We start from the raw sequence: 12,972 nt of genomic DNA, 5'->3' as shown, positions 1-12,972 counted from the left end.
CCCAGTACGCAGGAAGAAAAGACAAAAAAATATGGATAAACTTGAATTGTTCACAACTTTATCCACAACTTGTTGATAATATGGAGGACAATCAAATCTATTCACATTCAAAAGTAATACTATCATAGCAAAAGTAACCTTGTTTTTCAATGAACGCGCCGATTTTATCCACAAAATCAATGACTTGTGTATAAAAAATAACCACAACACTACATATTGTTGATAATTTGTATAGGGTTCGACATGATTCCAGAGATCCCGATTTTTTTATACACAGGTTGTCGGCAGTCGGGAGAGTGAGTCTGAGGATTGTGGATAACGGTGGATAACAGAGAAGGTCTGTGAATAAGCGCTATGAGGCGTGATTAGCCGCGGAATTGTGGATAAACTCAACTTGCAGAGAGAAAGCTATGTTACAACTAAAACAGTTGACTTACGGTTTCGGTTTATGATTTAATATATAAAGGTGTTTTCTGTGAAAACTTTCCCAGAATAATAAAATGACGAGCTGCAGTTACTGTCCGTGAGGGACGGCCGAGCCGTTGATAGACAGTCATTTAAGTTCCAGTAAGGGAGGTGCAATACATGAGACCGACATTTAAACCGAATGTGAGCAAGCGCAAGAAAGTGCACGGGTTTCGTGCAAGAATGAGCACGAAGAACGGCCGCAAAGTTCTGGCTGCCCGCCGTCTGAAGGGCCGCAAAGTTCTGAGCGCGTAAGTCAGGCTGATAAGACCACTACGGTGGTCTTTTTTTTCAAATATAAGAGATGAATAAGCTGCTCGCCTCTGAAAATGCAATATCTCCGCTAAAAAGAGGGAGAGGATGTAAGGTTTTTCGGTAATTCATGAGGGGGCGGCTTATTTTTATGACAGAAACGCACAGGCGTCTACCCATACCGCCAGGCGTTTCTTCTTGCTTAGAAGGGCAAAAGGGAAACCGTTTAGCGTTAGGGTCCGGTGCCTATAATATATTAGAAGAAAAAAATTCGAAGATCCTGCAGAAGGGTCTTTGATGAAGGAGATTTCCGTGCAAAAAAGCTTGCGTTTACGAAACCGTGCGGACTTCAGCCGCGTATACAGACATGGCAAGTCGTTTGCGAACTATCAATTCGTGGTATATTGGTTCAACCGAAAGCAGGTGGAGCGGTTCCGGGTAGGCGTATCGGTCAGCAAAAAGGTCGGAAATGCTGTCGTGCGCAACCGGATGCGGAGGCTTGTGAAGGAAATTGTAAGGCATCATGAACCAGAGATTGCCGGCGGGCTGGATATGGTGTTCATTGTGCGAAAAGGCGCGCTCGATATGAGCTATGCCGAGCTTGAGAAAAGCGTGCTGCATGTGCTGCGAAAAGCCAAGCTGCTCAAGGCCTCGCGCAAATAGGGGAGCCGGTGGACGTGTTTATTTGTCTTCATAATTATGGTATGATTTACGATGCAGTGGAATGTTTAAGAGAGGGGTTATGAAGTGTCTCTATTGAAGACTAGACGAGGAAAAAGATTTCTCCTCATCGCCGTAATGATCCTGATGGTGGCTGTTCTGTCAGGCTGCGGTCAATCGGCTACAGTTACGCATACGACGGAAGATTTGAAGAACGGGGGCTTCTGGCAGAGCAATGTCGTGTATTATTTTGCCGTAGCTCTGGACACATTCGCCAAATGGTTTAACGGAGAATACGCTCTGGCTGTATTGGTCATGGTGATTATCGTCCGTACCCTCATTTTGCCGTTAACCATCAAGCAAGTCAAGAGTTCCAGGGCGATGCAGGCCATTCAGCCGGAGCTTCAGAAAATCCAGAAAAAATATAAAGACAATCCGGAAAAGGTTCAACAGGAAACGATGAAGCTGTTCCAGGAGAACAAGGTCAACCCGATGGCCGGATGTCTTCCGCTGATTGTTCAAATGCCGATCTTTATCGCGCTGTACAATTCCATCTATTATAATCCGCTGCTTCGTGACCACAATTTTCTGTGGTTGTACCTTGGCAAGCCGGACAAGTACTTCATCCTTCCGGCAATTGCAGCTATTACAACATTCCTGCAGACCCGGATGATGACGAAGATGAACCCTTCCCAGATGCAGGGTCCGATGCAGTTCATGATGATGGTCTATCCCGTATTGATCTTCGTCATGTCCTACAACTTCCCGTCTGCTCTTCCGCTGTACTGGGTATTCAGTAACGTCTATACGATCGTTCAGAACTACTTCCTGTACCGGAATCACGGCAGCGCCCCGCAGGCGGCTGCCGCGGATACCGGCTCCGGCGGTAACGGCAAACCAGCGAAGCTGAAGGAGGCCAAAAAGTCCAAATGAACAAGGTCGTCGCAACAGGGAAAACCATTGAAGAAGCTGTAAAGCGCGGACTCGCGGAACTCGCAGTCAGCGAGGATAAAGTTACAATCAATGTGCTTGAACAGCCCTCCAAAGGATTCCTGGGATTAATCGGTGCGAAAGATGCGAAGGTAGAGCTTGCGCTTCTACCCGAGCGGGCACCGGTTCCAGCGGCGAGTGCTCCGTCACTGCCTCAGCAGAATGAAACCGAGACGAGAGAAGAGGCGACCGGTGGTGTGGCCCGCCAAGATTCCGGAAATCCAGAGAATGAAGCCTACCCGGAGGCTGTCCGCTTTATAGTGGATGTTGCCGCTACGATGGGGCTTGAGGTTCAAGTTGAAGTTGTACCGGGTAAAGATGCCGATCTCCTGCAAATCTCAGGTCCCGATCTCGGACAGCTGATTGGCAGAAGAGGACAAACCCTTGATGCATTGCAATACTTGGCCAATATTGTAGCCAACCGTTATTCAGATAGTTATGTCCGTCTGATTCTGGATGCCGAGAACTTCCGTGATCGGCGCAAGAAGACCCTTGAAGATTTGGCCGACCGTCTGGCCGGCCGGGTCGTCCGGACCCGCAAGGAGGTCGTACTGGAGCCGATGTCACCGCAGGAGCGGAAGATCATTCACTCCAGACTTCAGGACCATCGCCAGGTGAACACCTTCAGTAAAGGCGAGGAACCGAACCGCCGGGTCGTTATAACTTTGAAGTAGAGATAATAGCCGCAATGACTCCTTGACCATTAAGGAGTCATTGTTTTTTTCAACCGGTACAGACCAACTTATTCGGAAAGTGAAGGTAATTAATTATGATTAGCGATACAATCGCCGCAGTATCATCGGCGGTAGGCGAGGGAGGAATCGCGATCATCCGGGTCAGCGGACCGGACAGCATTCCTCAGGTGGCGGCCCTGTTTCGCGGCGGGAAGCAGCTGACTGAGGCGCCGAGCCATACCGTTCATTATGGACATATTGTGCATCCTGAGAGCGGAGAGGTGCTCGAAGAGGTGCTGGTTACAATTATGCGGGCGCCCCGTTCGTTCACAACCGAGGATGTGGTGGAGATCAGTACCCATGGCGGCGTCATCTCTGTCCGCAGAGTGATGGATGTTCTGCTACGGCAGCAGATACGCCTGGCGGAACCAGGCGAGTTCACCAAGCGGGCTTTCTTGGGTGGACGCATCGACCTTTCCCAGGCAGAGGCTGTGATCGACCTTATTCGTTCGAAGTCGGATCGGGCTTTCTCTGTCGCCTTGAAACAGGTCGAAGGTTCCTTATCACAGCAAATCGGGGATTTTCGGCAGTCACTGCTTGAGCTTCTGGCTCATATCGAAGTGAACATCGACTATCCGGAGCATGATGTGGAGACGCTGACAGCTGCGTTCATCAAGGAGAAGAGCGGGGAGGCCATCGCCGGAATTGACCGTCTCCTTAAGACCGCATCGCAGGGTAAAATTCTTAGAGAAGGCATCACAACGGCAATCATTGGACGGCCGAATGTGGGGAAATCCTCCCTGCTTAATGCACTTGCCCGTGAGAATAAAGCGATCGTAACCGATATTCCGGGGACGACGCGCGATGTAATTGAAGAGTATGTCACGATCAATCAGATTCCGCTCAAGCTTCTGGATACCGCGGGAATCCGGGAGACGATGGATGTGGTTGAGAAGATCGGCGTCGAGCGGTCCAAGGCCGCGGTGAGCGAAGCGGATCTCATCCTGCTCGTATTGAACGCCGGCGAGCCGCTGCATGACGATGAATTGGAACTTATGGAACAAATCCGCGGTAGACAAGTTTTATGTATCATGAATAAAATGGACTTACCGCAGCATCTGGATAAGGGGCAGCTTCTACAATTTTTCGACGAGTCTGCCATCGTGTCCATGTCGGTATTGGAAGAAGAGGGACTTGACCGGCTGGAGGAGGCCATCTCCGAGCTGTTCTTCGGCGGCAAGCTGGAATCGGGGGATATGACTTACGTCAGCAATGTCCGTCATGTTGCGCTGCTGAATAAAGCCCGTCAGTCTTTGACGGATGCTTATGAGGCTGCCGAGCAGCTGATTCCAATCGATATGATCCAAATCGACGTGCGGCTGGCTTGGGAACAGCTTGGCGAAATTGTCGGAGATACGGCTGCCGATTCGCTGCTGGATCAAATTTTCTCGCAGTTCTGTTTAGGCAAGTAAGAGTAACTGGATGGGCGAGTGCTCATCCTTCAATATAGAGGAGGACAAGGAAATGAGTTATGAAGGAGGCCGCTATGACGTTATCGTCATCGGCGCAGGCCATGCTGGCAGCGAAGCGGCTCTTGCCGCCGCCCGCATGGGCTGCAATACGCTGATGGTTACCATCAATCTGGATATGATCGCCTTTATGCCATGCAACCCTTCCATTGGGGGACCGGCTAAAGGCCATGTCGTTCGTGAAATCGATGCACTTGGCGGGGAGATGGGCCGAAATATCGATAAGACCTTCATCCAGCTTCGCATGCTGAACACCGGCAAAGGGCCAGCAGTTCATGCGCTTCGCGCTCAAGCCGATAAATTCCTGTATCAACACACGATGAAGGAAACAATGGAGAATACCCCTAACCTGACGCTTCGCCAAGGTATGGTGGAACGGCTCGTCGTTGAGGATGGTGTATGCTGCGGAGTCATCACGAAGACCGGAACCATTTATCGTGCTACATCCGTCATTCTGACAACCGGCACTTATTTGCGTGGAAAGGTTATTATGGGTGAAACGACGTATGAGAGCGGACCGAATAACCAGCAGCCGTCCATCAAGCTGTCCGAGCATCTGCGCGAGCTTGGCTTTGAACTTGTCCGATTCAAGACCGGAACGCCGCCGCGTGTGCATAAGGACACTATCGATTTCTCCAAGACGGAAATTCAGCCGGGCGACGAGCATCCGAAGTTTTTCTCGTATGAGACCAAATCTTCGGATAATGAACAGCTTCCCTGCTGGTTAACCTATACGTCGGAGGAGACGCACAGCATCATTAACAGCAATCTGCATCGTGCTCCGATGTTCACGGGAATTATTGAAGGCACTGGTCCCCGCTACTGCCCTTCGATTGAAGACAAGGTGGTTCGTTTCAGCGACAAGCCGAAGCATCAGATCTTTCTGGAGCCGGAAGGCAAGAATACGGCAGAGTATTATGTACAGGGGCTGTCGACCAGCCTGCCGGAGGATGTGCAGCTGTCGATACTTCGTTCAATTCCCGGCTTGGAAAAGGTAGAGATGATGCGCAACGGTTATGCGATTGAATATGATGCCATGGTTCCAACCCAGCTGTGGCCAAGCCTGGAGACGAAGAAGCTCCCAGGTCTGTTCACAGCCGGACAAATCAACGGAACCTCGGGCTATGAAGAGGCGGCTGGACAAGGCATTATGGCAGGCATCAACGGCGCCCGGAAGGCGCTTGGCAAGGAGCCGGTCATTCTGGACCGGTCCCAAGGCTATATCGGCGTGCTGATCGACGATCTGGTTACGAAGGGAACTAATGAACCGTACCGCTTGCTCACTTCACGGGCCGAATACCGTCTGCTGCTTCGTCACGACAATGCCGACCTTCGGCTGACGCCGACCGGTCATGAAATTGGCTTGATTTCAGAAGAACGCTATGCAGCATTCCTGGACAAGAAAGCAAAGGTGGAACAGGAGATTCAACGCCTTCAGAACACGAAGGTTAAACCTATAGAAGTGAATGCCATTTTGGAGGAAAAGGGATCAGCCCCCATTGTAGATGGAAGCAACCTGCTTGTTCTGATGCGTCGTCCGGAAGTTGATTATGCCGTTATCGAACGCATTTCGTCACCGCCTTTTGAACTGGATGATGAAATGAAGGAACAGGTTGAAATTCAAATCAAGTATGCCGGTTATATCGAGAAGCAGCTCCAGCACGTGGAACGCTTGCAGAAGATGGAACAGAAGAAGCTGCCGGAAGACATCGACTACAGCGTCATACATGGCCTGGCCATTGAAGCCCGTCAGAAGCTCGATAAAATCCGGCCGCTCTCGATCGGACAGGCCTCCCGGATTTCGGGTGTCACTCCGGCCGACATTTCCATTCTGCTGGTTCACCTGGAGCATTACAACCGGGTAACTGCCGCGGCGAAAGGATAATGAACACGTAATGGACGCGATACAGGAACAGTTTATCCGGCAGCTGAGCGAACATCAGCTTAATGTCTCGGATGCCATCGATCAATTCGAGACGTATTACCGTGAACTGGTAAGCTGGAACGAAAAAATGAATCTTACAGGCATTACTGACCGGGATCAGGTTTACACGAAGCATTTCTTTGATTCTTTGTCTCTCGCCTTCTTCGTCAACCTGGAGAAAGTTGAGTCTTTAGCGGACATTGGATCTGGAGCCGGATTTCCCGGGATACCGCTTAAGATTGCTTTTCCGCATTTGCAGCTCACGATCGTAGATTCATTAAGCAAGCGCATATCTTTTCTCCAGCATGTGTGCGATGAGCTTGGATTAAAGGGAGTTACACTTGTACACGGCAGGGCGGAGGATATTGGCCGCCTGCCGGCCCATCGGGACCATTATGATCTAGTAACAGCGCGTGCTGTGGCACGTATGGCGCTGCTCAATGAATTTTGTCTTCCTTTTGCCCGGAAAGGTGGAGAGTTTGCCGCTATGAAAGGCAGCGATCCAATAGAAGAAGTGGCTGAGGCCTCATTCAGTCTAAAAGAGCTTCGCGCTGAACTGGTGAAGGTGGAGTCATTCAAGCTTCCCGTCGAAGAGTCAGACCGGCATATTGTACTGATTCGCAAGAATGGAGCTACCCCGGCCAAGTACCCGCGCAAAGCAGGTTTGCCTGCCAAGCAGCCTCTGCTTTAATGTTTCACGTGAAACATTTACCAATTATCAAAAGCAAAAACCGTCTCTCAATTGAGTGACGGTTTTTTTGATATCCCAATGGAATCCGCTCACAAAATCACCCAAACGATATTCTCGAAAAAACAGATAATAATAAGAAATCGGTAAGAATATATCCTTTTATGATGAAAAGAAAGGAAAAATAAGGCCATTCGAAGAATAGGATTATCCACCAAAAAGTGATAGAATAATAGAGTAACCGCTAAGTTAATAAACAACAAGAGAGGCACATATAGCTAACAGAACCGATTCGCCTTGGTTAAGCAGGGTGAACCCTCTTATGATTACCATTTCAGGATCATGAGGGGACTTTTTATGTTTGCAGCGCAAGAAGTGCCGAGACATAAAGCTTTGTACGATTGGTTTTCCGGGTAAGGGCAGCATCGTACTATAATGAAATTAGGTGGTAATGAACGGAATGAAAGAACAATTCACCAGACTGTTTGGGTTTACCGAGCGAAGCAGCGGAGAAGAGATCAAACAAATCCCCGTTAATGAAGTCATCAGCAGTCCTTATCAGCCCCGGACGATCTTTGACGACGAGAAGATTGATGAATTGTGCCAGACCATTAAAACCCATGGCATCATTCAACCCATCGTGGTGCGGATGAAAGACTCCCAGTATGAAATCATCGCCGGAGAGCGGCGGTGGCGGGCCGTGAAGAAGCTTGGGATGGAGAGTATTCCGGCCATTATCCGTGATTTCAATAACTCGCAGGCTGCTTCCATTGCGCTGATCGAGAATCTGCAGAGAGAAGGACTGACTTCGATTGAAGAAGCGATCGCGTACCAAAAGCTGATTGATCTTCATCAACTGACTCAGGAAAGTCTTGCGCAGCGTTTGGGTAAAAGCCAATCCACCATTGCCAACAAAATCCGTCTGCTTCAACTGCCTGAACAAGTGAAGACGGCCCTAATGGAAAGGAAGATCACCGAAAGACATGCCCGGTCGCTGCTATCTCTCGATAATGAGGAAATGCAGCTGAAGGTTCTGGGCGAGATCATTTCCAAGGGGCTGAATGTGAAGCAGACAGAAGCCCGGATCGCTTTTTACAAAGAAGCGACGAAGATTAAGAAAGCAAAACGCATTTCCTATACCAAGGATGTCCGTCTTGCACTGAACACGATTCGTCAATCGATCGAAATGGTCACAGGGTCTGGAATGGAAATCAAAACCTCCGAAAATGACCGTGGCGATCATTATGAAATTGTCATTCAGATCCCCAAAAAATAATACAGATGTGGAATGCTGAAGGCGGCCCTGAGGTGATCGGCCGCCTTTTTATGCGGTTGAACCGCCGCGATAACAACCTGAATTTACTACATGATCTTTCTGACAATCCGAGGTGAAATTAGTGTCCAAAATCATTGCCATAGCAAATCAAAAAGGTGGGGTCGGCAAAACAACAACCTCTGTGAACCTGGGTGCCGGCTTGGCCACATTAGGCAAAAAAGTGCTGCTCGTAGATATTGATCCTCAAGGCAATACGACGAGCGGCGTGGGGATCAACAAAGCTGATGTGGAGAATTGCATATATAACGTCCTGATTGATGACATCGTTCCGCAAGAAGCTGTTGTTGAGACGAAAATTGAAGGCTTGAACATTATCCCAGCCACCATTCAGCTGGCAGGTGCGGAAATCGAGCTGGTATCGACCATATCGCGTGAACTGCGTTTAAAAAAGGCGCTGAATTCACTGAAGCAGCAGTATGACTATATTTTGATTGACTGCCCACCGTCATTGGGTATTTTAACCATTAACTCCTTAACCGCAGCCGATTCGGTGATCATTCCGATTCAGTGTGAATACTACGCGTTGGAAGGTTTAAGCCAACTGCTGAACACCATACGTCTGGTTCAAAAGAATTTGAATCCTCACCTTAGTATCGAGGGCGTACTCTTAACGATGCTGGATGCCCGCACTAATCTGGGCATTCAAGTTATCGAAGAAGTGAAGAAGTACTTCCAGGAAAAGGTGTACCGTACAATTATTCCACGCAATGTTCGCTTAAGTGAAGCACCATCTCATGGACAGTCCATCATCACTTACGACCCTCGTTCCAAAGGTGCGGAAGTTTATACTGAACTGGCAAAGGAAGTGGTATCTTATGAGTAAGCGTTTGGGAAAAGGGCTGGATGCCTTAATCCCTTCCTTATCAATCAATGAGGATGACAAGGTTGTTGAGATTCCTCTGGCACAGCTTCGTGCCAATCCTTACCAGCCTCGGAAAGAATTCAAGGAAGAGAGCATTCAGGAGCTGGCGGAGTCGATTCGGCAGCATGGAGTCATTCAACCGATCATTGTAAGAAGTGTATTAAAGGGCTACGAAATTATCGCCGGTGAGCGTCGGTTCCGCGCTTCTCAGTATTGCGGCAAGGCCACAATCCCGGCTGTCGTTCGGAGTTTCTCCGATCAGCAAGTGATGGAAATTGCCCTGATCGAGAACCTGCAGCGGGAAAATCTGAACGCGATGGAAGTGGCAGTCGCTTATCAAGGGCTAATGGATCAATTTTCCTTAACACAAGAAGAGTTGTCCCTCAAGGTTGGCAAGTCCCGTTCCCACATCGCGAATTTCCTTCGTCTGTTGACATTGCCGGACGATGTGAAAGAATATGTTTCACGTGGAACAATTTCAATGGGTCATGCGAGAGCAATTGTAGGTTTGAAAGAACCAGCGTTGATTAAGCAATTGGCTAATCAATGTGTTGATCAGGACTGGAGCGTTAGAGAGCTGGAAGAGGCGGTCAAGAATTTGGATCGCAAGCCGGCTGCGGGGCTGAAGGCGAAGACGGTAAAGCGAGATCCATATATTGATAATGTTGAGGAAGTGCTAAGAGAACGATTTAAGACGACAGTAAAAATCAAGCATGGTAAAGAAAAAGGGAAGATCGAGTTGAACTATTACAGCACCCAGGATTTGGAGCGTCTGCTGGAGCTGCTTAGTAAATAGAAAATCACGAGAACATATCCGATCTGTCCTTGGCGGGATAAGGTATGGGTATGTTTTTTTCGGAAGGAGGTGCGAGGGTGGAAAAAGTCGTCTATTTAGATCATGCGGCAACTTCATGGCCCAAACCGCCTGAGGTTGTACAGGCAATGGTGGATGCAATGGAGCATGCCGGCGCAAATGCAGGGAGAGGGAATCATTCCCTGGCGATGGGTTCCGGGAGAGTACTGGTAAGAACAAGATCGGCACTCGCAGAATTATTTGGTGTGAAAAATGCACAGGACATCGCCTTTACGCATAACACGACAATGTCGCTTAATATGGCGATCCACGGGCTGCTCCATCCTGGCGACCATGTGATTTCAACAATGACTGAGCATAATTCGGTGCGCCGACCGCTGGAGTATCTGCGTAAAACAAAAGGGATCAACGTAGACTATGTGAAGGTTGACTCTGAAGGTCAGCTTGATTTACGGGAGCTTGGGTCCTTATTTCAATCTCGCACCCGGATGGTTATTTGCAGCCATAGCTCCAATCTCCTGGGCAGTATTTTGCCGATTGGCGAGATTGGCGAGATTGCCCGGAGGCACAAGTCTGTCTTTCTGGTTGATGCGGCTCAGAGTGCCGGAGCTGTTGATATTGATGTTCAGACGATGAATATCGATATGCTGGCCTTCCCGGGGCACAAAGGATTGCTGGGGCCGCAGGGGACGGGCGGGCTGTATATTTCACCTGAGGTTGATCTGGAACCGCTAATGCAGGGGGGGACAGGGAGTCAATCGGAGAATAGCGAACAGCCTAATATAAGACCTGATAAGTATGAAGCCGGAACGCAAAACGGTGTTGGGATTGCAGGGTTGCTTGCCGGTGTCCAAAAAGTGAAGTCGATCGGGACCCAATCGATTTACGAGCATGAATGGGGGCTTGTGCAGTACTTGATGGACGGCTTGAGTGAAATTCGGGGGATCACTATGCTTGGTCCTGCTGCTGGCAGAGAACGGACCGGACTGCTTTCTTTTGTAATTGAGGGAGAGGAGATGGCCCAAGTCGCGCATAGACTGGATCGTGAATACGGGATTGCCGTTAGGTCGGGAATGCATTGCTCGCCTTTGGCACATCAGTCTGCCGGTACTCTGGAAAGCGGTGCTGTCAGGGCAAGCGTAGGAGTGAGCACCACGCGGGAAGATGTGGAGACGATGGTGAATGCAATGAAGGAAATGTTCGGCCGTCGATAAAAAAAGATCGCTGTATACCAGGATTGTTAATGTGGAGATTAATGCTGCTGCGCAATGTTAAACAAAAAGGAAGGTTGCCTCGATGTCAGAAATGAATCAATTCATAAGTGATCAACTCCAGTGGTTTGTTCCGGGGATAGTTCTGATACTGCTTGTCTTGCTAATTCTTGTTCTAGTCCAGGGAGGCAGAATTCGAACGATGCGCCGGAAATATGAAGCCATGATGTCGGGGACAGGGATCGATAATCTGGAAAGTCTCTTGATCGATTTGAAAAATCAGAACGAAATGCTTGAAGAAGCGCATGGACGTCAAGAGGACGCACTCAAGGCTGTGCAGGAGAAGCTGAAAGGGATGAAGGGCCAGGTTGCTCTCAAACGTTATAACGCATTTGGAGAGCGTGGCAATGATCTCAGCTTCTCGTTAGCGATCCTGGATGACCGGCGCAATGGAATCGTGATTACAAACCTCCATAGCCGCGAAAATTCATACATTTATGCCAAACCACTGGAGCAGGGGGAGTCGTCCCATGCATTATCTCCTGAAGAGAAAGAAGTCATTGCTCTTGCGCTGCAGCGGACTTAGAGTGGGTATGCCACTGTTTCAATGCTGAAAATAAACTTGAAGCAATAATCTCCGATAGCCTCATAACAAGGCTGAGACGGGTGTTCTGAAGGACAAAATACTCCATAAAGCCGCCGACGTTAACGATGCCCGTCATATGGATATCGCCGACCGGCGGCAGTTGTTTCTTAACGCCGGCTCCGGGGCGGAGAGGGCCTTCCACGATCTGAATGGAACCGACGCTGGAGGATTGTCCCAGACAAGCGTCTATGCCGATTACATAGGGATGAGAATAAGTGGATTCAATTAGGGTGAGAGTCGACTCCAGATTGACGGCATGAACCGGCTGATCCAATGTGCCATATAAAGCGAATAAAGGACTGTGAAACCGTGACAATGCTGTGCCTACTAGCGGTCCCAATGCATCGCCGGTAGAACGGTCGGTGCCGATACAGACGATGACAACAGGCGATCCCGGCCGAACCTGTGAAAGATGGAAGAGCAGCCGATGGATGAGAGCCGAATAGATTTCAGGGTCGGTATGTGATATTTTTAAACAAGACATTTCATGCAGGGGCGCAGGGTTGGCGGAGCGAATCATACCATCTTCCTTTCCGGGTGATTGCCTTTGATGATAGATAGTATATGGATGGAAGAACGGTTTTATACTTCACTAGGAAGAGATGAGCCCTGTTGCCTAGGAGGAGCGTGACTAATGAACGAGGAAATGCTGATTGCCTTTGATTCCACCCAGCAGGCGCTGCGGGCAGAAATGCTGCTGGAGTATGCGGAAATTGAGATCGATATTTGCCCGACACCAAAGGAGATTACAGCAGGCTGTGCCATGTCCATTCAATTCTTCAGCGAAGCGCTGGCGGATGTGGAGAAGGTTATAGAGGAGCAGAATATCGAAATACGGGGTATCTATGCCAAAAATGAACAAGAAGGCGGTTATACCCTGTTGCAGAATAAGGAGGAGTAAGAATGAGGCTGGGTCTGAAC

The 12,972-nt window shown here is 49.1% G+C and carries 14 protein-coding genes; 13 read left to right on the top strand and 1 reads right to left on the bottom strand.

Annotated elements, in window-relative coordinates:
* The first annotated feature begins 585 nt into the window (after positions 1–585).
* From rpmH to PSTEL_RS25850, 12 genes are all read left to right on the top strand, one after another.
* Positions 586–720, top strand: a complete 135-nt coding sequence (rpmH, locus tag PSTEL_RS25905; protein WP_025337168.1) for a 50S ribosomal protein L34 — start codon at positions 586–588, stop codon at positions 718–720.
* 309 nt (positions 721–1,029) lie between these two features.
* Positions 1,030–1,380, top strand: a complete 351-nt coding sequence (gene rnpA, locus PSTEL_RS25900) for a ribonuclease P protein component (protein ID WP_038701732.1) — start codon at positions 1,030–1,032, stop codon at positions 1,378–1,380.
* Positions 1,381–1,464: 84 nt separating this feature from the next.
* Complete coding sequence (locus PSTEL_RS25895) at positions 1,465–2,310, top strand: YidC/Oxa1 family membrane protein insertase (protein WP_038699850.1); 846 nt, start codon at positions 1,465–1,467, stop codon at positions 2,308–2,310.
* Complete coding sequence (gene jag / locus PSTEL_RS25890; RefSeq protein ID WP_038699848.1) at positions 2,307–3,041, top strand: RNA-binding cell elongation regulator Jag/EloR; 735 nt, start codon at positions 2,307–2,309, stop codon at positions 3,039–3,041. The genes PSTEL_RS25895 and jag overlap by 4 nt, the downstream gene beginning before the upstream one ends.
* Before the next feature lie 95 nt (positions 3,042–3,136).
* Positions 3,137–4,513: a tRNA uridine-5-carboxymethylaminomethyl(34) synthesis GTPase MnmE gene (gene mnmE, locus PSTEL_RS25885; RefSeq protein ID WP_038699846.1), complete on the top strand. Its 1,377-nt coding sequence runs from the start codon at positions 3,137–3,139 to the stop codon at positions 4,511–4,513.
* Positions 4,514–4,565: 52 nt separating this feature from the next.
* Entirely contained in the window at positions 4,566–6,455 is a 1,890-nt protein-coding gene (gene mnmG, locus PSTEL_RS25880; protein WP_038699844.1) for a tRNA uridine-5-carboxymethylaminomethyl(34) synthesis enzyme MnmG, read from the top strand.
* A gap of 10 nt (positions 6,456–6,465) precedes the next feature.
* Entirely contained in the window at positions 6,466–7,185 is a 720-nt protein-coding gene (gene rsmG / locus PSTEL_RS25875; protein ID WP_038699842.1) for a 16S rRNA (guanine(527)-N(7))-methyltransferase RsmG, read from the top strand.
* 457 nt (positions 7,186–7,642) lie between these two features.
* The gene (gene noc, locus PSTEL_RS25870) at positions 7,643–8,458 is read left to right on the top strand and encodes a nucleoid occlusion protein (RefSeq protein ID WP_038699840.1); all 816 of its coding nucleotides are present in this window, start codon (positions 7,643–7,645) and stop codon (positions 8,456–8,458) included.
* Between the two features lie 121 nt (positions 8,459–8,579).
* Positions 8,580–9,341, top strand: coding sequence for a ParA family protein (locus PSTEL_RS25865; RefSeq protein ID WP_038699838.1), 762 nt, complete (start codon positions 8,580–8,582; stop codon positions 9,339–9,341).
* Positions 9,334–10,176 (top strand): ParB/RepB/Spo0J family partition protein, encoded by an 843-nt coding sequence (locus tag PSTEL_RS25860; protein ID WP_038699836.1) that lies wholly within the window; start codon positions 9,334–9,336, stop codon positions 10,174–10,176. Before PSTEL_RS25865 ends, PSTEL_RS25860 begins: the two co-directional genes overlap by 8 nt.
* Before the next feature lie 77 nt (positions 10,177–10,253).
* Positions 10,254–11,408 (top strand): aminotransferase class V-fold PLP-dependent enzyme, encoded by a 1,155-nt coding sequence (locus PSTEL_RS25855; RefSeq protein ID WP_038699834.1) that lies wholly within the window; start codon positions 10,254–10,256, stop codon positions 11,406–11,408.
* Between the two features lie 82 nt (positions 11,409–11,490).
* Positions 11,491–11,991, top strand: a complete 501-nt coding sequence (locus PSTEL_RS25850) for a DUF4446 family protein (protein ID WP_038699832.1) — start codon at positions 11,491–11,493, stop codon at positions 11,989–11,991.
* Here PSTEL_RS25850 and yyaC read toward each other — a convergent pair.
* A complete protein-coding gene (gene yyaC, locus PSTEL_RS25845) occupies positions 11,963–12,571 on the bottom strand; it encodes a spore protease YyaC (RefSeq protein ID WP_038699830.1) in 609 nt (202 codons plus the stop codon). The genes PSTEL_RS25850 and yyaC overlap by 29 nt on opposite strands.
* Before the next feature lie 114 nt (positions 12,572–12,685).
* Between yyaC and PSTEL_RS25840 the strand changes: the two genes are divergently transcribed.
* A complete protein-coding gene (locus PSTEL_RS25840) occupies positions 12,686–12,952 on the top strand; it encodes a putative Se/S carrier protein (RefSeq protein WP_038699828.1) in 267 nt (88 codons plus the stop codon).
* Positions 12,953–12,972: the final 20 nt, after the last annotated feature.

The organism is Paenibacillus stellifer (genome assembly GCF_000758685.1).
In the GTDB taxonomy this organism is placed as follows: domain Bacteria; phylum Bacillota; class Bacilli; order Paenibacillales; family Paenibacillaceae; genus Paenibacillus_AQ; species Paenibacillus_AQ stellifer.
The sequence above is the reverse complement of the archived record's forward strand: the minus strand, read 5'-3'. Positions and strand labels throughout refer to the sequence as shown.